This window comes from Halarchaeum sp. CBA1220 (assembly GCF_003721175.2).
GTDB classification, from domain to species: Archaea; Halobacteriota; Halobacteria; order Halobacteriales; family Halobacteriaceae; genus Halarchaeum; species Halarchaeum grantii.
Window position 1 is genome coordinate 1,120,100 of sequence record NZ_CP054707.1, and the last position, 22,514, is coordinate 1,142,613.

General features: G+C 70.4%; 20 protein-coding genes. 15 read left to right on the forward strand and 5 right to left on the reverse strand.

Features of this window, described 5'->3' with window-relative positions; genetic code table 11:
- The first annotated feature begins 9 nt into the window (after window positions 1-9).
- From thsA to EFA46_RS06050, 3 genes are all read left to right on the forward strand, one after another.
- Entirely contained in the window at window positions 10-1,578 is a 1,569-nt protein-coding gene (gene thsA, locus EFA46_RS06040) for a thermosome subunit alpha (protein WP_123074163.1), read from the forward strand.
- A gap of 95 nt (window positions 1,579-1,673) precedes the next feature.
- On the forward strand, window positions 1,674-2,990 hold the full coding sequence (locus tag EFA46_RS06045) for an APC family permease (RefSeq protein WP_123074162.1): 1,317 nt from the start codon (window positions 1,674-1,676) through the stop codon (window positions 2,988-2,990).
- A 121-nt stretch (window positions 2,991-3,111) separates the two neighbouring features.
- A complete protein-coding gene (locus EFA46_RS06050; protein WP_123074161.1) occupies window positions 3,112-4,455 on the forward strand; it encodes an APC family permease in 1,344 nt (447 codons plus the stop codon).
- 3 nt (window positions 4,456-4,458) lie between these two features.
- Here EFA46_RS06050 and EFA46_RS06055 read toward each other — a convergent pair whose 3' ends face one another.
- Together EFA46_RS06055 and EFA46_RS06060 are read right to left on the reverse strand one after the other, a co-directional pair.
- Window positions 4,459-4,956 (reverse strand): DUF84 family protein, encoded by a 498-nt coding sequence (locus EFA46_RS06055; RefSeq protein ID WP_123074160.1) that lies wholly within the window; start codon window positions 4,954-4,956, stop codon window positions 4,459-4,461.
- Between the two features lie 25 nt (window positions 4,957-4,981).
- Entirely contained in the window at window positions 4,982-5,722 is a 741-nt protein-coding gene (locus tag EFA46_RS06060) for a helical backbone metal receptor (RefSeq protein ID WP_218182509.1), read from the reverse strand.
- Window positions 5,723-5,845: 123 nt separating this feature from the next.
- Here EFA46_RS06060 and EFA46_RS06065 point away from each other — a divergent pair, with 123 nt between their 5' ends.
- The 5 genes from EFA46_RS06065 to EFA46_RS06085 all read left to right on the forward strand — a co-directional run bounded on the left by EFA46_RS06065 (window position 5,846) and on the right by EFA46_RS06085 (window position 9,949).
- Window positions 5,846-6,814 carry a transcription initiation factor IIB family protein gene (locus tag EFA46_RS06065; RefSeq protein ID WP_123074158.1) on the forward strand — a complete coding sequence of 323 codons (969 nt, stop codon included), beginning with the start codon at window positions 5,846-5,848 and terminating at the stop codon, window positions 6,812-6,814.
- A gap of 120 nt (window positions 6,815-6,934) precedes the next feature.
- Window positions 6,935-7,303 carry a hypothetical protein gene (locus tag EFA46_RS06070; RefSeq protein ID WP_123074157.1) on the forward strand — a complete coding sequence of 123 codons (369 nt, stop codon included), beginning with the start codon at window positions 6,935-6,937 and terminating at the stop codon, window positions 7,301-7,303.
- Between the two features lie 24 nt (window positions 7,304-7,327).
- On the forward strand, window positions 7,328-8,008 hold the full coding sequence (locus tag EFA46_RS06075) for a type I 3-dehydroquinate dehydratase (protein WP_123074156.1): 681 nt from the start codon (window positions 7,328-7,330) through the stop codon (window positions 8,006-8,008).
- Window positions 8,009-8,099: 91 nt separating this feature from the next.
- Window positions 8,100-9,302, forward strand: a complete 1,203-nt coding sequence (locus EFA46_RS06080; protein ID WP_123074155.1) for an SPFH domain-containing protein — start codon at window positions 8,100-8,102, stop codon at window positions 9,300-9,302.
- A gap of 44 nt (window positions 9,303-9,346) precedes the next feature.
- Window positions 9,347-9,949, forward strand: coding sequence for an HTH domain-containing protein (locus EFA46_RS06085; protein WP_123074154.1), 603 nt, complete (start codon window positions 9,347-9,349; stop codon window positions 9,947-9,949).
- Here the strand turns inward: EFA46_RS06085 and EFA46_RS06090 are convergent.
- Window positions 9,939-10,184 (reverse strand): hypothetical protein, encoded by a 246-nt coding sequence (locus tag EFA46_RS06090; protein ID WP_123074153.1) that lies wholly within the window; start codon window positions 10,182-10,184, stop codon window positions 9,939-9,941. The genes EFA46_RS06085 and EFA46_RS06090 overlap by 11 nt on opposite strands.
- A gap of 241 nt (window positions 10,185-10,425) precedes the next feature.
- Here EFA46_RS06090 and EFA46_RS06095 point away from each other — a divergent pair, with 241 nt between their 5' ends.
- Window positions 10,426-12,267 (forward strand): flippase-like domain-containing protein, encoded by a 1,842-nt coding sequence (locus tag EFA46_RS06095; RefSeq protein ID WP_123074152.1) that lies wholly within the window; start codon window positions 10,426-10,428, stop codon window positions 12,265-12,267.
- Here EFA46_RS06095 and EFA46_RS06100 read toward each other — a convergent pair.
- Window positions 12,264-13,016, reverse strand: a complete 753-nt coding sequence (locus EFA46_RS06100) for an S-adenosyl-l-methionine hydroxide adenosyltransferase family protein (RefSeq protein ID WP_123074151.1) — start codon at window positions 13,014-13,016, stop codon at window positions 12,264-12,266. The genes EFA46_RS06095 and EFA46_RS06100 overlap by 4 nt on opposite strands.
- An 82-nt stretch (window positions 13,017-13,098) precedes the next feature.
- Window positions 13,099-13,623: a nicotinamide-nucleotide adenylyltransferase gene (locus EFA46_RS06105; RefSeq protein ID WP_123074150.1), complete on the reverse strand. Its 525-nt coding sequence runs from the start codon at window positions 13,621-13,623 to the stop codon at window positions 13,099-13,101.
- A 179-nt stretch (window positions 13,624-13,802) separates the two neighbouring features.
- Between EFA46_RS06105 and lonB the strand changes: the two genes are divergently transcribed.
- The 6 genes from lonB to pstB all read left to right on the forward strand — a co-directional run bounded on the left by lonB (window position 13,803) and on the right by pstB (window position 22,511).
- Window positions 13,803-15,878, forward strand: coding sequence for an ATP-dependent protease LonB (gene lonB / locus EFA46_RS06110; protein ID WP_123074149.1), 2,076 nt, complete (start codon window positions 13,803-13,805; stop codon window positions 15,876-15,878).
- Between the two features lie 110 nt (window positions 15,879-15,988).
- Entirely contained in the window at window positions 15,989-16,423 is a 435-nt protein-coding gene (locus tag EFA46_RS06115) for a zinc ribbon domain-containing protein (RefSeq protein ID WP_123074148.1), read from the forward strand.
- A gap of 193 nt (window positions 16,424-16,616) precedes the next feature.
- On the forward strand, window positions 16,617-17,738 hold the full coding sequence (locus EFA46_RS06120; protein ID WP_123074147.1) for a PstS family phosphate ABC transporter substrate-binding protein: 1,122 nt from the start codon (window positions 16,617-16,619) through the stop codon (window positions 17,736-17,738).
- A 78-nt stretch (window positions 17,739-17,816) separates the two neighbouring features.
- Window positions 17,817-18,938, forward strand: coding sequence for a phosphate ABC transporter permease subunit PstC (gene pstC, locus EFA46_RS06125; RefSeq protein ID WP_123074146.1), 1,122 nt, complete (start codon window positions 17,817-17,819; stop codon window positions 18,936-18,938).
- A complete protein-coding gene (pstA, locus tag EFA46_RS06130; RefSeq protein WP_123074145.1) occupies window positions 18,935-21,601 on the forward strand; it encodes a phosphate ABC transporter permease PstA in 2,667 nt (888 codons plus the stop codon). The genes pstC and pstA overlap by 4 nt, the downstream gene beginning before the upstream one ends.
- On the forward strand, window positions 21,594-22,511 hold the full coding sequence (gene pstB, locus EFA46_RS06135) for a phosphate ABC transporter ATP-binding protein PstB (protein ID WP_123074144.1): 918 nt from the start codon (window positions 21,594-21,596) through the stop codon (window positions 22,509-22,511). The genes pstA and pstB overlap by 8 nt, the downstream gene beginning before the upstream one ends.
- Window positions 22,512-22,514: the final 3 nt, after the last annotated feature.

The following is a 22,514-nucleotide window of genomic DNA, read 5'->3' on the forward strand; positions in this document are numbered from 1 at the left end:
CAGAGTAGCATGTCCTATCAGGGTACGAGCAACCCGATCTTCATCCTCGGCGACGACGCCCAGCGAACCCGTGGGCGCGACGCGCAGACGTCGAACATCGCCGCCGGGAAGGCCGTCGCGGAGGCCGTCCGCACGACGCTCGGCCCACGGGGGATGGACAAGATGCTCGTCGACTCGACGGGTGAGGTCGTCATCACGAACGACGGCGTCACCATCCTCGAGGAGATGGACATCGAGCACCCCGCCGCGCAGATGCTCGTCGAGGTCGCCCAGACACAGGAGAGCGAGGTGGGCGACGGCACCACCACCGCGTCCGTCCTCGCCGGCCAGCTCCTCGCGAAGGCCGAGGACCTCCTCGGACGGGACGTCCACCCGACCGCCGTCGTCGAGGGGTACGCCGCCGCGCGCGACATCGGCACCGAGGCCGTCCGCGACCTCGTCCTCGAGGGCGAACTCGACGACGACCTCCTCCGGACGGTCGCCGCCACCTCCATGACCGGCAAGGGGACCGGCGACGTGAACGCCGAGGCGCTCGCCGACCTCGTCGTCCGGGCCGTCCGCCACGTCGAGACCGACGCCGGCGCGAACCGCGACGACGTCCGCGTCCACACGCAGGTCGGCGCCGCCTCCAGCGCCACCGAACTCGTCGAGGGAATAATCACCGACACGGAACCCGTGCGCGACGACATGCCCCGCGACCTCACGGACGCCACCGTCGCGGTCATCGACACGAAACTCGAGACGCGCGAGACGAGCGCGGACGTCGAGTACAACGTCACGAGCGTCGACCAACTGAACGCCGCGCTCGACGCTGAGGAGTCCGAGCTCCGGCGCTACGCGGCAGCCGTCCGCGACGCCGGCGTCGACGTCCTCGTCTCCCAGAAGGGCATCGACGACCGCGTCGCCGCCTTCCTCGCCGACGCGGGCGTCCTCGCGCTCAAGAGCGTGAAGAAATCCGACGTCGTCGCCGTCGCGAACGCCACCGGCGCCACCGTCGTCGGTGACGTCGCCGACATCGAGGCCGCTGACCTCGGCACCGCCGAGCGCGTGCACGTCGAGCGCTTCGGCGAGGACGAGCTCACCTTCATCGAGGGCGGCGCCGACGCCGCCGCCGTGACGCTCCTCGTCCGTGGCTCCACCACGCACGTCCTCAGCGAACTCGAGCGCGCCATCGGCGACGCCGTCGACGTCGTCGTCGTCGCGCTCGACGAGGAGGGCGTCGTCCCCGGCGCGGGCTGTGCGGAAATCGTCGTCGCCGACCGCATCCGCAGCGAGGCCGCGAGCATCGAGGGGCGCGCCCAGCTCGCCGCCGACGCGTTCGCGGACGCCCTCGACGCCCTCCCGCGCACCCTCGCCGAGAACACCGGCATGGACCCCATCGACGCGCTCGTCGACCTCCGCGCCGCGAACGAGTCCGGCCGCGCCGGCCTCATCACGAGCGGCGAGCGCGGCGAGATCGCAGACCCCGTCGCGCACGGCGTCCTCGACCCCGCCGCCGTCAAGCGCGAGGCGCTCGCCTCCGCCACCGACGCCGCGACCATGATCGTCCGCATCGACGACATCATCGCCGCCGAATAGACGCACCGTTCCCGTTCTTTCGCTCGCGTCGCGCGCTCTCGCTGACTCGGAACCCCCGCATGACCTTTGGGCGCTCGACCCGCTACTCCCCACTGATGTCGGACCGACTCGGCCTGCCGTCCGCCGTCTCCATCGCGCTCGGCGGGATGATCGGTGGCGGAATCTTCAGCGTCCTCGGCGTCGTCGCGAAGGTCGCGGGCACGCGGACGTGGCTCGCGTTCGTCGTCGCGGGCGTCGTCGCGCTCTGCGCGGGCTACTCGTACAACACACTGAACGCGGTGTCCGGCCGCACCGGCGGGTCGGTGACGTTCGTCCAGCGCTACACGGACAACACGACCGTCGCGGGGATGGTCGGCTGGACCCTCCTCTTCGGCTACGTCGGCTCGATGGCGATGTACGCCTACGCCTTCGGCGAGTACACGGTCGGCGCGCTCGGTCTCCGGGACGTCCTCGGCGCGCTCGCGCGCCCGCTCGTCTCCGCGCTCGCCGTCGCGGGCTTCGTCGCGCTCAACCGCATGGGCGCGCGCGCCACCGGCACCGCCGAGAACGCGCTCGTCGCCGCGAAGATGCTCGTCCTCCTCGGTTTCGGCGCGCTCGCGGCCGTCTACGGCTCCACGCACGGCGGCCTCGACTACGGCGTCGGCGGGTCGCTCGGCGCCGCACCCGTCGTCGCCGCCGGCGTCTCCTTCGTCGCCTTCCAGGGCTGGCAGCTGCTCTTCTACGACCGCTCCAGCATCGCCGACCCCGACACCACCATCCCGCGCGCCGTCTACGTCGCGATCCCGGTCGCCGTCCTCACGTACGTCCTCGTCGGCGTCACGACGACGAGCCTCCTGACGCCCGCGCAGATCGCGCAGTACGGCGAGGTGGCGCTCGCGAAGGCCGCCGAACCCGTCCTCGGGTCGCTCGGCTACGGCGTCATCTCCGTGGCGGCCGTCGTCTCCACGGGGAGCGCCATCAACGCGACGCTCTTCTCCGCCGCGCACTTCGCGAACGGGATGACGGACGAGGACATCCTCCCGGACCGCATCGCCGACCACGCGGACGGCGACGGCGTCCCACAACGCACCGTCCTCCTGCTCGGCATCGTCACGCTCGGCCTCACCGTCTACGGGACGCTCGACGGCATCACGGCGCTCGCGTCGTTCGCCTTCCTCGTAGTCTTCGGCGCGATGAGCGCCATCGCGTTCACGGAGCGCGGGCGCGACTCCGTCTCGGGCGTCCCGCCGCTCGTCGGCGCGCTGGGCGCGCTCGTCCTCCTCCCCCTCCTCTGCTACCACCTCGCCGCCCACGAGCCACGGACGTTCGGCTTCGTCGTGCTCACGCTCGCCGCCGTCTTCGTCGTCGAGCTCTCCTACTTCAAGCGCACCCGTCTCGCGCGCGCCGCCAAGCGCGCCGAGGACCGCCTCTGAGAACTCCCCGGGAACGTTGGGGAATCGTCCTCCGTGTGGCCACAGAATTAGTGGGGATGGCGGACGACGTCGGCGCCCGTGGGAGACGAAATGCGCCGCCGCTCGTTCGGGGTGAGTCGCGATGGCTGACCAGTTCGGGCTGACGGAGGCCGTCTCCATCGCGCTCGGGGGGATGATCGGGGGCGGCATCTACGCCGTCCTCGGCGTCGTCGCCGGCGTCGCGATGTACGCCACTTGGTTCGGGTTCGTCGCCGCCGGCGTCGTCGCGCTCTGCGCCGGCTACTCCTACAACGAACTCAACGCCGCCGGCGACCAGCGCGGCGGCTCCGTCTCCTTCGTCCAGGAGTTCGTCGGGAACTCCACGCTCGCGGGGATGGTCGGCTGGAGCCTCCTCTTCGGCTACGTCGGCTCGATGGCGATGTACGCGTTCGCGTTCGCGGAGTTCGTGATCGGGTTCAGTGCGGTGCCCGACGGCTACGCCGGCGTTCCGCTCCGCCCCGCCATCTCCGTGCTCGCGGTGGCGCTGTTCGTCGTGCTCAACGTCGCCGGCGCCCGCGTCACCGGGTCGGCCGAGAACGTCCTCGTCGCCGTGAAAGTCGGCGTCCTCCTCGCGTTCGGCGTCTGGGGACTCGTCTATCTCGGGCCGGTCTCCGGACAGTCCGTGCAGTTCGGGTTCGGACGACTCACCGGCATCACGCCCGTCGTCGCCGCCGGCGTCTCCTTCGTCGCCTTCCAGGGCTGGCAGCTGCTCTTCTACGACCAGGGGAGCATCGAGAACCCCACGGAGACCATCCGGAAGGCGGTCTACGTCTCCATCCCCGCTGCGGTGGCGATCTACGTCCTCGTCGCCGTGGTGACGACGAACCTCGCGCCGGACGCGATCCAGCAACACCCGCACGTCGCGCTCGCCGACGCCGCGTCCGCGATGCTCGGCTACTTCGGCCTCGCTCCCCTCGGCTTCCTCGTCATCTCCGTCTCCGCGCTGTTCTCCACCGGGTCGGCGATCAACGCCACCCTGTTCTCCGCCGGGCACTTCGCGAAGAACCTGATCGCGGGCGACCTCCTCCCCGACCAGATCGGCGACGGAGACGCCGACGGCGTTCCCGAGCGAACCCTGCTCGTCCTCGGCGTCGTCACCGCCGCGTTCACCGCAGTCGGCAGCCTCGGCGCCATCACGTCGTTCGCGAGCCTCGCGTTCATCGTGGTGTTCGGCGCGGTGAGCGTGCTCGCGTTCCGCCGACGCGACCGGGACGACATCAGCCCCGTCCCGCCGGCAGTCGGCGCCCTCGGCGCGTTCGCGTTCGCGCCCGTGATGCTCTGGAACCTCTCCCAGCGCGAGCCACACACGTTCTGGATGGTGCTCGTCGTCGCCGTCCTCGTCGTCGCCGTCGAACTCCTCTACTTCGAGCGCGGCGAACTCGAAGACCGCGTCCCCGGCGTCGACGCCGACGAGGACCACCTCTGAGTCCTACAGGAACGGCCCGAGCGCGCCCGCGACGGCGTGTTCGAGCGCGCTCGTCCGGTCCATCCGCCCCGACGTGAGCACGCCCGCCGCGCCCTCGTTCTCCGCGACGTTCTCCATGTCGTAGGCCTCGTCCATCACTGGGCCGAGTTCCGCGCCCTCCTCGACGCGGTTCGCGACGCGCTCCGGGAGGCGGAGTCGGGGGCCAGCGCCGTACTCGACGCGCCCGCCGTCAGTCACGGCCGCCCACATCGTCAGGAAGAGCCCGTCCACCGACTCGACGCGCGCGACGCCGCCCTCGAGGCCGACGCCGAGCGCGTAGCCGCCCGACGCGAGCGCGCGCTCAGCGCGATTGCGCGCGCCCGCGACGGTCTCCGCCTCGCCCCGTGGTTGCTCGGCGACCCCGGAGGCGACGGGTTCGGCGACCACGGTGTGGTCGTCGCCGAGCGCCCGCTCGGTCGCCGCGCGCTTCACCGGATTCCCGCTCCCGACCGCGACTCGCATACGCCCCCCTCGCCGCCGCCGGGGATTAAGCGAACCGGTCGGGGTGGAGTCGCTCCGCGAGCGACTCGATACCGTCGAGGAGCGCGGGACTCGGCTGGTTCAGCAGGGCGTCGTCGAGGACGTGCACGTCGGCGTCGACGGCCCACCCGCGCGCCTCGAAGTCCGGCGTCGAGCGCTCGCCGCGACCCCCGCGCCCGCAGTAGTGCGCGACGACGTGGTCGGGGTCGGCGGCCTCGACGGCCGCGCGTTCGACCTCGCGGGAGCGTTCGCCCGGCGGGACGAGCAGGTGTTCGCCGCCCGCCACGCGCACGGCGTCCGGCACCCAGTTCCCCGCCGCCATCGGCGGGTCGTCCCACTCCTCGCAGTAGACGCGCGGGCGCTCGGCGTCCGCGACGGCCGCCTCGACGGCGGCGACGCGCTCGCGACCCGCCGCCGCCAACTCTTCACCGGCCTCGGCGCGCCCGACCGCCTCGCCGCGCGCCGCGAACCCCGCGAGCACGTCGTCGAGACGCGACGGCTCGTGGTGGTGGACCGCGTGGCCACGCTCTCTGAGTTCGTCGCGGACGTCGCGCTGGAGGGGGTCGCCCGTGAGCACGACGTCGGGGTCGAGGGCGTCGAGGCGGTCGTAGTCGGGGTTCAGCCAGCCGCCGACCGCCGGGGCGTCCACGTCGACGGTGGCGTTGTGCGTCACGCCGACGAGGTCGGGGTCGGCGCCGAGCGCGACGACGGTGGCGGTCGCGGCGGGCGCGAGCGAGCAGACTCTCACTATCGTTCGCACGTGTGCGCCGCTCGCACATGGCGTTGTCGCTCGATTACGGAACCGTTAAGTGCGATTTGGGACAACGAAAGTGCCACGACGATTCCGGGTTTTCCGGGGGCTATTCGCACTATGCAAAACGCACGAACCAGAGCACGACGACACGGCGAACGAGAGACCGAGGACGAAGAGGCGACCGAATCGACCGACGAGTGCCCCGAGTGTGGCGGTCTCGTCGTCGCCGACGAGGAGCACGGCGAGTCCGTCTGCATGGACTGCGGGCTCGTCGTCGAGGAGGACGACATCGACCGCGGGCCGGAGTGGCGCGCGTTCGACTCCCAGGAGAAGGACCAGAAGTCGCGCGTCGGGGCCCCGACGACGAACACGATGCACGACAAGGGCCTCTCGACGAACATCGACTGGCGCGACAAGGACGCCTACGGCAACAGCCTCTCCTCGAACCAGCGCCAGAAGATGCAGCGCCTGCGCAAGTGGAACGAGCGCTTCCGCACCCGCGACGCCAAGGAGCGGAACCTGAAGCAGGCGCTCGGCGAGATCGACCGGATGGCGAGCGCGCTCGGCCTCCCCGACAACGTCCGGGAGACCGCCTCCGTCATCTACCGGCGCGCCCTCGAGGAGGACCTCCTCCCCGGGCGCTCCATCGAGGGCGTCTCCACGTCCTGCGTCTACGCGGCCGCCCGACAGGCCGGCGTCCCGCGCAGCCTCGACGAGATCACCGACGTCTCGCGCGTCGAGAAGGCCGAGATCGCGCGGACGTACCGCTACGTCATCCGGGAGCTCGGCCTCGAAGTCCGACCCGCCGACCCCGAGAGCTACGTCCCGCGCTTCGCCTCCTCGCTCGGCCTCAGCGACGAGTCCGAACACCGCGCGCGCGAACTCCTGAAGACCGCGAAGGACAAGGGCGTCCACTCCGGGAAGTCGCCGGTCGGCCTCGCCGCCGCCGCCGTCTACGCCGCCGCGCTCCTCACGAACGAGAAGACGACGCAGGCGAAAGTGAGCGAAGTCGCGGACATCAGCGAAGTGACCATCCGCAACCGCTACCACGAACTCCTCGAAGCCGAGGACACCCTCCCCGCGTAATCGCCGTCCCCCCGCGTCCGAGCATGCGTTCTCCGCCGCGTTCGTACCGCGACCCGAAGCGACGCGGCCGTCCCGCCCGCCGACGCTGGCTTTTACTCGCCGGCATCCGAACACCGAGGCGTGAACGCGCCCTCGCTCCCCGTCCGCGCCGTCGTCTTCCTCGCCGGCGCCGCGCTCGCCGGCCTCGTCGCCGCCGGCGTCTCCACCGCCCTCCCCGACCCGTATCCGCTCGCCGCCGGGTTCGCCGTCGCCGTCCCCGTGATGGACGTCGCGCTCTACCCGCAGAACGTGCCCGATGACCCGCGACGCGCGCTCGCGGTCGGCGTCGGCGCCGCGCTCCTCGGCGTGCTCGCCGGCTTCGCCGTCGCGTCCGCCGTGCGCGCGCTCCCGCTCTCCGAGTACGCGGCCGTCGGCCTCACCGCCGGCGCCGTCTTCGTCGCCGCCGAGTACGGCGGGCGCCTCCTCGCCGCGCGAATCCCGCGAACCTAAGGCGCGGGCGGAAGAAACGCCCGCATGCTCGCCTTCGACGACTTCACGCTCTGCGCGGCGACGGCGGACCTCGCCGACGAACCCGCCGCGCGCGACCACGCCGACGCCGTCGAGTTCTGCATGGACCGCGCGCGCCGACCCGCCGCGCAGCTCCGGGCCTACGACGGCGCCCTCCCGCTCGTCGTCTCCAATCGCCCCGCAGAGGAAGGTGGCGAGGCCACCGACGACGACGCCCGACTCGACGCGCTCGCGGACGCCGCCGAGTGCGACGCCGTGGCGGCTGTGGACGTCGAACTCACCGCGATGCTCGACGGTCGCGGCGAGCGCGTCCGCGAGGCCGCGCACGCGAACGACGCGGCCGTCATCGTCTCCGCGCACGACTTCGAGGGGACGCCGCTCCGGCAGGACCTCCGGGGTATCCTCGGGAACGCCCTCGAACACGGCGACGTCGCGAAGCTCGCGGTGACGGCGACGGACCGCACGGACGTCCTCGACCTCACTACCGTCACGCACGAGTACGACATCGCGGGGGAGGCCGTCGCGACGATGGCGATGGGCGAGGCGGGGCGCCACTCCCGCGCCGTCCTCCCCGCGTACGGCTCGCGGATCGGCTACGCGCCCGTCGACCCGGCGGACGCCACCGCACCCGGCCAGTACGACCTCGCGACGCTCCGGCAGCTAGTGGACGACCTGCGCGGGGAGTGAGCGCGGCCGCCCTCCCCCCGTGACGGCTCGAAACGCGCACAGCGGCGGGGCGAGGCGAAGCTTTATCCTTCGCTTCGCCGATGATTGACGCATGGTCCCACCCACCCCGCTGCAGTCGCTCGGCGGGAGCTTTCCGCTCACGGTCGTAGCGGTGCTCCTCGTCGCGCTCGCGGCGGTCACGGTCTACCAGATGGTGGAGATCGTGGACGCCTACGAGAAGAAAGCCCTCACCGTCTTCGGGGAGTACCGAGGACTCCTCGAACCCGGCATCAACTTCGTCCCGCCGTTCGTCTCTCGAACCTACACGTTCGACATGCGGACGCAGACCATCGACGTGCCGCGTCAGGAAGCCATCACGCGCGACAACTCGCCCGTGACGGCCGACGCCGTCGTCTACATCCGCGTGATGGACGCCAAGCGCGCCTTCCTCGAAGTCGACGACTACAAGCGCGCCGTCTCCAACCTCGCGCAGACGACGCTGCGCGCCGTCATCGGCGACATGGAGCTCGACGACACGCTCAACAAGCGCCAGGAGATCAACGCGCGCATCCGCAAGGAACTCGACGAGCCCACGGACGAGTGGGGGATCCGCGTCGAGTCCGTCGAGGTGCGCGAGGTCAACCCCTCGAAGGACGTCCAGCAGGCGATGGAGCAGCAGACGTCCGCGGAGCGCAAACGCCGCGCGATGATCCTCGAAGCGCAGGGCGAACGCCAGTCCTCCATCGAGGAGGCCCAAGGGCAGAAGCAGTCCGACATCATCCGCGCACAGGGGCAGAAGCAGTCTCAGGTCCTCGAAGCGCAGGGTGACGCCGTCTCGACCGTCCTCCGCGCGAAGTCCGCCGAGTCGATGGGCGAGCGCGCCGTCATCGAGCGCGGAATGGAGGCCATCGAGCGGATGGGCGAGAGCGAGTCGACGACGTTCGTCCTCCCGCAGGAACTCACCTCCCTCGTCGGGCGCTACGGGAAGCACCTGACGGACAGCGACGTCGCGACGCCCACGGAGGGCCTCGACAGCCTCGACTTCGACGAGGAGACGCGCGAGCTCCTCGGCCTCGACAGCATCGACGAGCTCCTGAACGAGATCACCGAGGAGGCCGACATCGACCCCGAGGAGCTCGAACAGCAGGCCGAGGAGGTCATGGCCGGCTCCGACACCGGCGCGCAGGAGACGGACCAGGTCATCGAGGAGATGGACGCCGAACTCCAGGGCGAGGGTGCGAGCGGAACCGGAACTCCCTCCGAAACGGCCGCGTCGTCGCCCGACGACGCCGAACCCGAGACGGAGAAAGAGTAACCCAACATAAGCCTTTTGCCTGCTGGTGCGGTAGAGGAACACGAATGGGAATCGACGAGGACAAGCGCGCCACGCTCCGCCGCTTCGCCGCCGTCGGCGCCGCCAGCCCGCTCGTCGGGCTCGCCGGCGCCTCCGAGGGCGAGAGCGAGGTCAGGGACGCCATCGCCGGCTACCTGACGACGACGCCGGGCGCGCACTTCTCGAAGCTCCGCGACGACCTCAAACTCGGCACCGGAGAGTCCCAACACCACCTCCGCCGCCTGCTCGACGACGGCGTCGTCGAGAGCTACCGGGACGGCGACTATCGGCGCTTCTACCCCGCCGGCGAGTTCTCCGACTTCCAGAAGGTCGTCCTCGGCTACCTCCGGCGCGCGACGCCGTCGGCGATGCTCGTCACGCTCCTTCGGGACCCCGACGCGACCGGTGGCGACCTCGCGGACGCCGCCGACGTCTCACGGGGCACGGTAAGCAAGTACGCCGCCGAACTCGAGAACGTCGGTCTCCTCTCGCGCGAGGACGGCTACGCGCTCACGCGCCCTGAGACCGTCCTCACGCTCGTCCTCCGCTACGCGGACTCCTTCGGCCCCGAGGCCGCCGCGCTCGCCCGCGAGGCCGACGGCCTCATCCGCTACGAGCCTACCGGGTGACCTTCCACGTCGTCGAGGAGGAGTAACCCCACTTCTCGACGTCGAGGGCGAACTCGCCCTCCTGTATCGCCGCCATGTTCGCGCCGACCTCCTTCGCGGAGAGGTCGAGCGCGTCGCCGATGAGCCGCGACTTGAAGTAGGTCTGCGTATCGGCGTTCTCGCGGAGGTACGCGAGGATGCGCTCCTGCTTCGGGGTGAGGGTGCTCGCCGCCGCCGTCGCCGCACTCGTGCTCATACCCGTCACAACGGCGGAGTCCCACATAGGGGGTTTGGTACGCCAGGTAAAACACGGATTCTGTGGTTTCTACACACGATATATGGCACTTTCGCCGCCACCCGCGTGGGTCGTGGTGTGCCTCTGGGCCGACGACTGGTACGAAGGGGGAACGGTCGGCTAGACGGCGGCGCGCGACCGCGAACGCACGCGCTCTCGCAGTCCAGAAAGGCTTTACCGAACAGCACCCTTTAGCCCGGCAATGAGTGGTGCGTCCGTCGAGGTGAGCGTCGTCCTCCCCGCCTACAACGAGGAGGACACCATCGAGCACACCGTTCGGAGGACGCGCGAGGCGCTCGCGGCCTTCCTCGAACCGGGCACCTACGAGGTCGTCGTCGCCGAGGACGGCTGCGACGACCGGACCCCCGAAATCGCCGACGAACTCGAGGCCGAGTTCCCCGACGTCAGACACTTCCACAGCGACGAGCGCCTGGGTCGCGGCGGCGCGCTGAACGCCGCTTTCGAGTCCGCCGAGGGCGACGTCCTCGTCTACTTCGACACGGACCTCGCGACGGACATGCGCCACCTCGAACACCTCGTCGAGAGCGTCCGGAGCGGGGAGTACGACGTCGCGACGGGGTCGCGCTGGATGCCGGAGAACGTCGCCGACCGCCCCGCGAAGCGCGGCATCCCCTCCCGCGGCTTCAACCTCGCCGTGCGCACCCTGCTCGGCTCCGAGCTCCGCGACCACCAGTGCGGCTTCAAGGCCGTCTCCCGGGCGGCCTTTCGGGAGCTCCGGCCCGCCGTCGAGGACGAACACTGGTTCTGGGACACCGAACTCCTCGTGCGCGCCCAGCGCCGGGGGTTCCGCGTCGAGGAGTTCGCCGTCGACTGGGAGCCGAAGGGCGACTCGAAGGTCGACCTCGTGCGCGACGTCCTCGGGATGGGCTCGCAGATACTGCGCTGCTGGTGGGAGTTCGCCGTCTCCCCGTACGTGAACCGGCGGACGGGCGCGGTCGCCGGCGCCGCGCTCACGCTCGTCGCGCTCGGCCTCATGTTCGTCTACCTCGACCCGAGCGCGGTGCTCGAGGCCGCCGCCGGCGCCGACCCCGCGCTGATAGCCGTCGCCGGCGTCGTGTACGCGCTCTCGTGGCCGCTGCGCGGCGTGCGCTATCGCGACATCCTCGCCGAGTTGGGGTATCACGAGGACGCGACGTTCCTCACCGGCGCGGTGTTCGTCTCACAGACCGGGAACCTCGTCTTCCCCGCGCGCGGCGGCGACCTCATCCGCGCGTACGTCGTGAAGGCCCGCCGGCGCGTCCCCTACACGTCGGGGTTCGCGTCGCTCGCCGTCGAGCGCGTCTTCGACCTCCTCACCATCACGCTGCTCGCGGGGAGCGTCCTCCTCGGCCTCGCCGTCTTCGCGCCCGGCGAGGTGAGCACGCTCCTCGCCGCCATCACGGGCGATAGCGCGATTGCCGACGGCCACCAGCAGAGCGGGACCGTCGCGCTCGCCGTCGCCGGCTTCGTCGGGTTCGCCGCCGTCGCCGCCGTCGCCGTCATCGTCCTCTCCGCGCGCTCCGATGGGGGCTACGTCCGGCGCGTCGTCGAGTGGGCGAGCGACGACGGCTACGTCGAGCTCGTCGCCACCACCATCGAGGGGTTCGTCCGCGACGTCCAGACGGTCGCCGCCGACGGCCGCGCGTTCGCGCGCGTCGGCGCGACGAGCGTCCTCGTCTGGGTCATCGACGTGCTCACCGCGCTCTGCGTCTTCGCCGCGTTCGGCGTCGACCTCCCGCTCGCCGCGCTCCTCGCCACCGGCTTCTTCGCCGTCTCCGTCGGCAACCTCGCGAAAGTCCTCCCGCTCTCCCCGGGCGGCATCGGCCTCTACGAGGGCGCGTTCACGCTCCTCGTCGTCGCGCTCACGCCCGTCGCGGCGCCGGCGGCGCTCGCCATCGCGCTCGTCGACCACGCCGTGAAGAACGCCGTCACCGTCGTCGGCGGCGTCGTCAGCATGCTCACGCTGAACGTCTCGCTCACCGAGGCCGTCGACGGCGCGAGCGCGGAGGCCGACCCGACCGTCGAGGCGACGACCGACGACTAGGGGCGGTCGAGCACCACGCGACTGCCGGGTTCGACGCCGAACGCTTCCTCACCGCGCCCCCGGTTCACCGCGAGCTCGACGGCGCCGTGGCTCCCGACCGTGAGCAACCGCTCGTCGGCGTCGACGGCGTCGTACGTCCGAGCGACCGGGACGCGGTCCCCGTTCACGCGGGCGTACTCGCCCCAGCGGTCGGCGAGCAGCGCCCCGTCGAGGTTCGTGATGGCGTTCCCGAAGCCGTCGACGACGAGGACCTCGCCGCGCGCTTCGTCGTCGGCGACGGCGGCCTCGGGAAAGGAGAGGTCGACGGGGTCCTCGACCGCCGGATAGTCGAGCGCGTCGAGGCCGTCGTCGTGGACTGCGGCGGCGGCGGGCGCGAAGACGTCGCGGCCGTGGAAGGTCGTGCTCTCCGGGTCGTCGACGGGAATCTCGTAGCACGCAAGCGGCGCGTCGCCGGCGAGTTCGCGCGCCGCCGGCATGAGGAGGCCGTTGTCCGGGCCGACGAGCGCGTGCTTGCCCGCCTCGACGGCGAGCGGCCGGCGGTCGGTGCCGACGCCCGGGTCGACGACGGCGAGGTGCGTCGCCGCCGGGAACGTCGGGAGGAGTTCGCGCAGCCAGAACGCCGCCGTGCGGACGTCCTGTCGCGGGAAGTCGTGTGCGACGTCGACGAGGCGGGCGTCCGAGCGCGAGCAGAGGACGCCGCGCATCGCCGCCGGATACGGCGACCCGAAGTCGGAGGCGAGCGTGATCACGGGCGGGCGAACGGGCGGGCGCGAGTAAAAGCGCACGGCCCCGCGCCGCCGAACTCGGCGCGACCGCGCCCGGGCGAGCGCGTCAGTCGTTCGGCGAGTCGATGTCGGTGTCGCCGACCTGCCGGATGCGCTCGACGCCGTCGACCTCGTGGACGACGCGCTCGACGGGTTCGGGGACGAGGTCCGCCCAGTCGTCGCCGGCGACCATGCGCTCGCGGACCTCGGTGCCGCGCAGCACCTCGCGGTCGAACATCGGCGAGCCGCGCACCTCGATACCGGCCTCCTCGAAGAGCCGGACGACGAGCGGGTTGTTCGAGTACGCGACGTCGAAGTTCGGGCTCATCGACTGGACGTGACTCACCCAGACGGCGTTCCGGTTGATGTCCTCGATGGGGACGGCGTACGTCACGAGGTCGACGTCGACGAGCGCCTTCGTGATCATCATGATGCGTTCGCCGCCCGTGAACGGGTTGCGGACGCTGTGCGACTGGTCGGCGCTCCCGATACCGAGAACGAGTTCGTCGACTTCCTCGGCGATCTCCTGGACGACGCGGTGGTGGCCCTGGTGATAGGGCTGGAACCGACCGATGTAGAACCCACGAGTCATGGTGTAGTGGCCGCGTTATCCCCACTCACCCTCCCCTCGCGCATAAGGGTGGCGAGTCGCCGTGGCCGGACCGCCGAATACGCGGCGCTCCCCGCCGGAGTCCGGCGTTTTCGTCGTTTACTGGAGGGAGAAAGTATATCAATCGCGCTCCCCTTCGTCCGACTAGCGATAAGGGTTCTATGAGCAACGACCGCACGACTGATACTCCCTTAGAGGGGGAGAACGACACCGACCCAGAGTCCGACCCCTCGTCCGACGGCGATCTCGACGAGGTCGACCCCGCTCCCGACGGTGACCTCGACGACCTCGGCAGTCAGGTCGACGTCGAGGGCGACGTCGAGATCGACGAGGAGAACGCCGAGGACGACCTCCTCGGCGGTCTCCATGTCGGCTCGACCGCGGACATCAAGGTGCCCGACCGCCTGGTCGATCAGGTCATCGGCCAGGAGGAGGCCCGCGACATCGTGATGCGCGCGGCCAAACAGCACCGCCACGTGATGATGATCGGCACTCCGGGGACGGGGAAGTCCATGCTCGCGAAGGCGATGAGCCAGCTCCTACCGCAGGAGAACCTGCAGGACGTCCTCGTCTACCACAACCCGGACGACTCGAACGAGCCGAAGGTCCGAACCGTCCCGGCGGGGAAGGGGAACCAGATCGTCGAGGCCCACCAGGAGGAAGTCCGCAAGCGCAACCAGATGCGCTCGTTCCTCATGTGGATCGTCCTCGCGGTCGTCGTCGGCTACGCCTTCCTCGTCGTCGGCCAGATCCTGATGGGGATCATCGCCGCGGCGGTCATCTACTTCGCGTTCCGCTACTCGAACCGCGGGAGCGACGCGATGATTCCGAAGCTCCTCATCAACAACGCCGAGCGGCAGACGGCGCCCTTCGAGGACGCGACGGGCGCGCACGCCGGCGCGCTCCTCGGCGACGTTCGCCACGACCCGTTCCAGAGCGGTGGGATGGAGACGCCGAGCCACGACCGCGTCGAGGCCGGCGAGATCCACAAGGCGAACAAGGGCGTGCTCTTCATCGACGAGATCAACACGCTCGACGTCCGCTCCCAGCAGCACCTGATGACGGCGATTCAGGAGGGCGAGTTCTCCATCACCGGCCAGTCCGAGCGCTCCTCGGGCGCGATGGTGCAGACCGAACCCGTCCCCTGTGACTTCATCATGGTCGCTGCGGGGAACATGGACGCGATGGAGAACATGCACCCGGCGCTCCGGAGCCGTATCAAGGGGTACGGCTACGAGGTGTACATGGACGACACCATCGACGACACCCCGGAGATGCGCCGCAAGTACGCGCGCTTCGTCGCACAGGAGGTCGAGAAGGACGGCCGCCTGCCGCACTTCACGCCGGACGCGGTCCGCGAAGTCATCCTCGAGGCGAAGCGTCGCGCCGGCCGGAAGGACCACCTCACGCTCGAACTGCGTAACCTCGGTGGGCTCGTCCGCGTCGCCGGCGACATCGCGCGCTCGAAGGACAAGGAGCAGACCGAGCGCTCGGACGTCCTCGAGGCGAAGAAGCGCTCGCGCTCCATCGAGCAGCAGGTCGCGGACAACTACATCGCCCGCCGGAAGGACTACGAGCTGAAGACCTCCGAGGGCGAAGCGGTCGGCCGCGTGAACGGCCTCGCGGTCATGGGCGGGGACTCCGGCATCATGATGCCCGTCATGGCCGAAGTGACCCCGCGACAGGGCGAGGGTGGCGAGATCTTCGCCACCGGCAAACTGCAGGAGATCGCCCAGGAGGCCGTCGAGAACGTCTCCGCGATCATCAAGAAGTACAGCGGCGAGGGGATCGCGGACAAGGACATCCACATCCAGTTCGTGCAGTCCTACGAGGGCGTCGAGGGCGACTCGGCGTCGATCACGGTCGCCACCGCCGTCATCAGCGCGCTCGAAAACATCCCGATCGCGCAGGACATCGCGATGACCGGCAGTCTCTCCGTGCGCGGCGACGTCCTCCCGGTCGGGGGCGTGACGCACAAGATCGAGGCCGCCGCGAAGGCGGGCTGCAAGCGCGTCATCATCCCGAAGGCGAACGAGCAGGACGTCATGATCGAGGACGAGTACAAGGACCAGATCGAGATCATCCCGGTCAGCCACATCAGCGAAGTCCTCGACATCGCGCTCGTCGGCGAGCCGGAGAAGGACTCGCTCGTCGACCGGCTGAAGAACATCACGGGCGGCGCCCTCGAGCGCGGTGCGACGCCGCAGGGCGGCAGCGGGAGCCCGTCCCCGCAGTAGACGCCCGCCTCTCTTCTCTCTCGACCGCGCCGTCGGCCCGCCCGCGTTCGACGCGGGCCGTGACGGAAGGCGTGGCCTTAAGGCCGAGTATCCCCGATGGGTAGCTATCCGTGAGTGTCAATCGCAGGGGCGTCGTCGCTGCCGCCCTCTCGGTCGTCTATCCGGGTGTCGGCCACCTCTACCTCCGTGCGTGGCTCCGCGCGGTCGGCTGGGTCGCGCTCTCGCTCGTGACCTCCTACGTGCTCGTTCCGGACGCGACGCTCGCCGCCTACGAGCAGGCAATCGTCGCCGGGAACTTCGGTGCGCTCGGGTCGATTGCGGTCCCGCTCGAGGCCGCGGTCGGCGTGCTCGTCGTCCGGCTCTGTAACGTCGTGGACGCCTACGTGCTCGCCGTTCGGGAGGCGACGCCGTCGCAGACGCGCGACGGGGAGCCGGCGTGTCCGGCCTGCGGGCGGAGCCTCGACACGGAGCTCGACTTCTGTCCGTGGTGTACGACCGAGATCGAGTGGCACTACCCGAGCGAGAGCGGGCAGGACGCGAACTGACCCACCTCGGGGCGCCCTTCTTCCGCAGGTGGCGGCCACGAGCGCCGCGCGCACTCGCCGAAATATATAGCACTCCAGAGAGGTGGGGTCCCCTAATAGACGATCAGAGCACGCTATTGCAGTCGGGACGGTTCTGATCGCTTCGTACCCCTATTATAAACCGCTTTAGTAGAGAACCGGGTGGTATCTGGTGATGACGCACGACGGAGATGACTTGTCGAGTCTGGTGTCGCGGCGTAACTTCCTCGTCACATCGGGCGCTGCGGGGGCGGCGGCACTCGCGGGCTGTGGGGGATCGAACTCGAGTGAATCGACGACCACGTCGTCCGGAACGACGGAGCAGACGACCACGAGCGGCGGTTCGAGCGCGAGTCAGAGCGTGAGCCCGCTCGAGTCCGGTGGGTCCTCGACCGTCTACCCGATCGCGAACACGGCGGCGTCCTACTGGAACGCCAACCGGCCGGCGAGCGACACGGAGTACTGGCCGCACGGCGAGTACAACATCGACACGGAGAAAGCGCTCGCGGACTACTGGGCGGGCCTCTACGGCTTCGAAGCGAAGGAGAACGGCGACCCGCCGTTCACGGCTTCGGTCGCGCTCAGCCACTCCGGGACGGGCGTCGAGAAGGTGATGAACGGCCAGATCGACATCGGGAACTCCAGCGGGAACGTCCAGGACGAGCTCCCGGACCGGGAGTCCTACGAGAGCTTCATCGACCACGTCGTCGGCGTGGACGGCCAGCCGCTCGTCGTCTCCAGCGAGATCGCGGAGGCGGGCGTCTCGAAGATCACCGGCCAGCAGCTCAAGGACCTCTACAAGGGTCGCATCACGAACTGGTCCGAACTCGGCGGCCCCGACCGGGAGATTCAGGTGCTCGGCCGCGTCAAGGGCTCCGGGACGCGGACGTCCTTCGTCTCGAACGTCTACGGGAACCCCGAGGAGGAGACGACGGTCGCGAACCGCTACGGGCAGAACCAGCGTCTCGCGCAGGCGGTCGCCCAGGCGGACAACGCGATCAGCTACCTCGCGCTCGCCTTCCTCGACACCGAGGGCGTCACGCCGATCGCGCTCGAGTGGGAGGGCACGACGTACTCCTACGGCGACGACCAGAACGGCCTCGACTCGAAGTCCTACCCGCTCTCGCGTGACCTCCACATGTACACGTGGGAGGGCACCTCCGAGAAGGAGGGCGCGTTCATCAACATGATCCTCTCCGAGTTCGGCCAGGACACGTTCGTCGCGCCGAACAACTACTTCACGCTCGGTGAGCGACGCCTCGAGGAGGAGCGCGCGAAGCTCCCCGACCAGGTCTAGAGCGCGCGTCGCGGGCACTCTCCGAGACCGCGTCGCCGTCCAACCGACCAGCGACAATCCTATTTAACACACCACTACATGTTCGAAGACGCACAGACGACGTTCCGTAAACTGGCGGTCGGCGAGGACGCCGGGTCGGGTGCGAACCTTCTCGTCGCGACGCTGGGCGTCCTGCTCGCGGCGCTGGCGGTCGTGTTCCTCTTCGTGCCCGCGTACGCCGTCCCGGTCCTCGGGGCGTTCGTGGCCGTCACCGCAATCGGGTGGGTCACCCACCAGGCCGCCGTCGCGCGGCTGCTGACGCTCGTCGCCACCGCCTCCACCGTGCTCACGGTCGGCTTCATCACCTACTTCCTGTTCGCGAGCGCGTTCCCCGCGTTCGTCGAGCACGGCACCGGCCTCCTCATCATCCCCGTCGAGGACGGCCAGACGCGGTGGTTCTTCTGGCTCGACGCCGTCCTCCCGGCGAGCGACTCGACGTGGAACCCGAGCGCGGACGTCTACTCGCTCGTTCCGACGATCTGGGCGACGGTGATCGTGACGATAATCGCGGGCGCGGTCGCGGGCCCGCTCGGGCTCTTCGGCGCGCTCTTCATCGCGGAGATCGCGAGCCCGCGCGTCCGCGAGGTCGTCAAGCCCGGGATCGAGGTGCTCGCGGGCATCCCCTCCATCGTCTACGGCTTCATCGGCTTCCAGGTCCTCAACGGCTTCATCCAGACGTCCTTCCTCGACGACGGCGCGAGCTTCCTCATCGCGGGCATCGTCGTCGGCGTGATGGCGCTCCCGACGGTTGTCTCCGTCGCCGAGGACGCGCTCTCGAGCGTCCCGGAGTCGATGCGTGACGGCTCGATCGCGATGGGCGCGACGCGCTGGCAGACGATGAAGAGCATCTCCATCCCGGCGGCGTTCTCGGGGATCTCGGCCGGCATCATCCTCGGGCTCGGCCGCGCAATCGGCGAGACGATGGCGGTCGCCGCGATCATGGCGGCCGGCGTCGGCCTCGCGAACCCGCTCTTCGACGTCTTCGACGCGGGAGCGACGCTGACGAGCCTCATCGCCACCCAGTACGGGAGCGCCTCCGAGAGCACGCTCGACGTCCTGTTCGTCGCGGGCGTCCTCCTCTTCGCCATCGTCGCGAGCATGAGCGTCGTCTCGCGCTACGTCGAACAGCGGATGAAGGAGCGCCTGGAGGGGAGCCAATGAGCGCGACCCACGACGCCTCCGAGGCCGCGCTCGTCGACGAGTCCTCGAGCGTCTACGACCGGGGGCTTGACGGCGTCATCGCACTCGGCGTCGTGAGCTTCACGGTCGCGCTCTGCGCGCTCGTCGAGCTCGTCGCACTCGACGCGACCGGGGCGGCACTCACGCGGTTCTTCGGGGCGTTCGCGGCGGTCGTCGTCGGCGCGGTCGGCGCGCTCGCCCTCGCCTCGTGGACGAACGTCGCACCCGTCCGGTCGCGTCGCGTTCGCGGTATCGGGGTCGCGGTCGCCGTCGCGGCGCTCACACTCACCGCTATCGCGGCCGCCACCGGTCTCTCGCTCGCCGTCATCCTCGGCGCCATCCTCCTCGTCGAAGCCGCCGGCGTTCTCGTCGCCGGCGTCGCCTCGCGCACCGGCGTCGTCACCACCACGCCGGACTCGAGCGCGGGCCTCCTCGCCGGCCTCGTCTTCGGCGTCTTCGGCCTGCTCGTCGGCGCCGCCGTCGGCGGGTCGCTCGTCGGCTTCGACACGCCGCTCTGGCTGGTCGTCGCGCTCCTCGCGGCCGTCGGCCTGCTCGTCCTCACCGTCGCGCCGCGCGAGGACCTCGGCTCGACGCTTCCGCCGGCGCTCCTCGTCGGCGCGCTCGGGGCGACGATTGCGACGGCGATGATCGGCGTCGGCTGGCAGTGGGACCCGCAGGCGGTCTCCGGTGGGTTCACCGGCGGCGCGGTCGTCCCAATATTCGTCGTCTTCGGCGCCATCGTCTCCGCGTGGGCGGCCGCGAAGTGCCGCGCGGGGTTCGGCGCACAGGGCCGCGAGTTCGGCGCGTTCCTCGTCATCAACCTCAACGCCTTCCTGATGATCGTCGTGATGGTCGCCGTCGTCGTGTTCGTCACGCTGAAGGGCGTCGGCTACGCCCTGCACGGCTTCACCATCAGCGCGCTCGCCGCGCTCGTCGTCCTCCTCCCCGCGATGGTGCTCGCCGTCGGCGCCGCCCGGTCGCCCGCCGGGACGGAGGCGTGGCACGACGGCGCCCGCGCCCTCGTCCGCGTCCTCCCGCTCGCGGCCGTCGGCGCCGTCGTCGCGCTCCTCTGCTCCGTCCTCCTCACCCGCACCCCGCTCGTCTACGCGTACACGTACACGGTGCAGGTGAACCGCGAGTCGCGCGTCCTCGACACCGCCGTCACCGTCACGCCCGAGTTCTCGGTCGGCTCGCTCCTCCTCGCGCTCGTGGCGCTCGTCCTCTTCGCGGCGTTCTATCGGCGCTACGGCTCGCTCCGTGGCGTCGGGAGCGCGAGCGCGACCGTCGAGCGCGCTCGCGCGGCCGTTCCGACCGTCATCGCCGCGCTCGCCTTCGTCGCGGCGCTGTTCGTGCTCGCCGGCCCGACCCTCGCCGGCGTCCCGTTCGTCGGGACGCTCGGCGTCGCACTCGGCGCGCTCGCGGCGCTCGCGGCGCTCGCGCTCCTCCTCGGGGCGCTCGTCGGCCTCCTCACCGGCCGCGGTGAACGCACGCTCGCCGCGCACGCGCAGGAGCGCGCTCCACTGCTCTCGCTCGGCGTCTTCGGCGGCCTCGGCGTCCTGACGGCGGCGCTCGCTCTCGAGTGGGCGGCCGGCATCGCACCCAGCTTCGGCGCCGTCGACGTCCTCCCCGCCGTCGCGTTCGTCGCGGCGCTCGCCTCGGCGGGCGTCGCGGTCGTGACGGCGCTCGCGCGTCGCCGCGCCGACGGGATCGGCCCGCTTCAACGCGCGGTCCTCGCGGACGAGACGACGCTCGGTGTCGCGGGCACCGCCGGCTTCGTCGCGCTCGCCGGCTTCCACGTCTGGACCGCCGACGCGTCCTTCGGCGTCCTCGGCGCCACCGTCGCCGCCGGCGGGACGCTCTCGTGGCCGATGACGATGCAGGCGTACATCCCGCTCGGCGCGGAACCCGGCGGCATCATGCCGGCGGTCGTCGGCACCGTCTGGCTCGTCATCGGCTCGACGCTCTTCGCGGTGCCGCTGGGCGTCGGCGCCGCCGTCTTCCTCACCGAGTACGCCGAACAGGGTCGCTTCACCGCGCTCGTCGAAGTCGCGACGAACGCGCTCTGGAGCACGCCGAGCGTCGTCTTCGGCCTCTTCGGCGCGGCGTTCCTCATTCCGCGCCTCGGCGGCGACACCTCACTGCTCGCCGGCCAGCTCGTCCTCGGGTTCATGCTCCTCCCGCTCGTCCTCATCACGAGCCGCGAGGCGATCAAGGCCGTCCCGGACGAGTACCGGGACGCGAGCGCCGCGCTCGGCGCGACCCGGTGGCAGACGATTCGGAGCGTCGTCCTCCCCGCCGCGATGCCCGGCGTCATCACCGGCGGCATCCTCGGCGTCGGGCGCGTCGCCGGCGAGACCGCGCCCCTCATCCTCGTCCTCGGCTCGACGCTCAACGCCACCGAATCCGTCGACGTCCTCGGCGGGTTCCGCTTCGTGACCCGCCCGCCGTTCATCGTGAACGACCAGCTCGTCTCCGCCTCGGCCTCCCTACCGACGCAGGTCTGGGCGGTCATCGCGGCGGGCGTCAGCGGCTCCCCCTCGATGGGGTGGGCGACCGCGTTCGTCCTCCTCGCGGTCGTCCTGACGTTCTACGCCGTCGGCATCAGTGCGCGAACGTACTTCCGGAGGAAGATCAGCCATGACTAACGCCATCAGCGAACACGACAGCGACGCGAGCACCGGCATCGAGACGGCCAGCCAGACGACTGACGGCGAGAGCGTCGAGGAAGTGGACCCGGAGTGGACGGAGTATGACTTCGAGGGTGAGGCGAAGTTCACCGTCGAGGACCTGAACGTCTGGTACGGTGACGACCACGCGCTCACCGACATCTCCATGGACATCCCCGAAAACTCCGTGACCGCACTCATCGGCCCCTCCGGCTGTGGGAAGTCCACCTTCCTCCGCTGTCTCAACCGCATGAACGACCGCATCAAGGCCGCCCGCGTCGAGGGGTCCGTCCGCCTCGACGACGACGAGGTCTACGACCCGAACACGAACCTCGTCGAACTGCGCAAGCGCATCGGGCAGGTGTTCCAGTCGCCGAACCCGTTCCCGAAGTCCATCCGCGACAACGTCGCCTACGGCCCGCGCAAGCACGGCGACATCGAGAAGGGGTTCCTCGCGCGCCTCCTCGGCCGCGACGACGCCGACCGCGAAGCCGAACTCGTGGAGCGATGCCTGCGTGGGGCGGCGCTGTGGGAGGAGGTGAGCGATCGGCTGGACGACAACGCGCTCGGGCTCTCTGGCGGGCAACAACAGCGCCTCTGCATCGCACGCGCGCTCGCCGTCGACCCCGACGTCATCCTCATGGACGAACCCGCCAGCGCCCTCGACCCCATCGCCACCTCCAAAATCGAAGACCTCGTCGAGGACCTCGCCGAGGATTACACCGTCGTCATCGTCACCCACAACATGCAGCAGGCCGCCCGCATCAGCGACCAAACCGCCGTCTTCCTCACCGGCGGCGAACTCGTCGAGTACGGCGACACCGACCAAATCTTCGAAAACCCACGCAGCCAGCGCGTCGAAGACTACATCACCGGCAAGTTCGGGTGATTC

Coding starts and splice junctions, on each gene's coding strand:
- EFA46_RS06075 (WP_123074156.1), top strand. CDS start 7,328: ATGCTCGCCTTCGACGACTTCACGCTCTGCGCGGCGACGGCGGACCTC.
- EFA46_RS06055 (WP_123074160.1), bottom strand. CDS start 4,956: ATGCGAGTCGCGGTCGGGAGCGGGAATCCGGTGAAGCGCGCGGCGACC.
- lonB (WP_123074149.1), top strand. CDS start 13,803: ATGAGCAACGACCGCACGACTGATACTCCCTTAGAGGGGGAGAACGAC.
- EFA46_RS06095 (WP_123074152.1), top strand. CDS start 10,426: ATGAGTGGTGCGTCCGTCGAGGTGAGCGTCGTCCTCCCCGCCTACAAC.
- EFA46_RS06080 (WP_123074155.1), top strand. CDS start 8,100: ATGGTCCCACCCACCCCGCTGCAGTCGCTCGGCGGGAGCTTTCCGCTC.
- EFA46_RS06120 (WP_123074147.1), top strand. CDS start 16,617: ATGACGCACGACGGAGATGACTTGTCGAGTCTGGTGTCGCGGCGTAAC.
- pstC (WP_123074146.1), top strand. CDS start 17,817: ATGTTCGAAGACGCACAGACGACGTTCCGTAAACTGGCGGTCGGCGAG.
- EFA46_RS06065 (WP_123074158.1), top strand. CDS start 5,846: ATGCAAAACGCACGAACCAGAGCACGACGACACGGCGAACGAGAGACC.
- thsA (WP_123074163.1), top strand. CDS start 10: ATGTCCTATCAGGGTACGAGCAACCCGATCTTCATCCTCGGCGACGAC.
- EFA46_RS06045 (WP_123074162.1), top strand. CDS start 1,674: ATGTCGGACCGACTCGGCCTGCCGTCCGCCGTCTCCATCGCGCTCGGC.
- EFA46_RS06050 (WP_123074161.1), top strand. CDS start 3,112: ATGGCTGACCAGTTCGGGCTGACGGAGGCCGTCTCCATCGCGCTCGGG.
- EFA46_RS06090 (WP_123074153.1), bottom strand. CDS start 10,184: ATGAGCACGAGTGCGGCGACGGCGGCGGCGAGCACCCTCACCCCGAAG.
- pstB (WP_123074144.1), top strand. CDS start 21,594: ATGACTAACGCCATCAGCGAACACGACAGCGACGCGAGCACCGGCATC.
- EFA46_RS06085 (WP_123074154.1), top strand. CDS start 9,347: ATGGGAATCGACGAGGACAAGCGCGCCACGCTCCGCCGCTTCGCCGCC.
- pstA (WP_123074145.1), top strand. CDS start 18,935: ATGAGCGCGACCCACGACGCCTCCGAGGCCGCGCTCGTCGACGAGTCC.
- EFA46_RS06105 (WP_123074150.1), bottom strand. CDS start 13,623: ATGACTCGTGGGTTCTACATCGGTCGGTTCCAGCCCTATCACCAGGGC.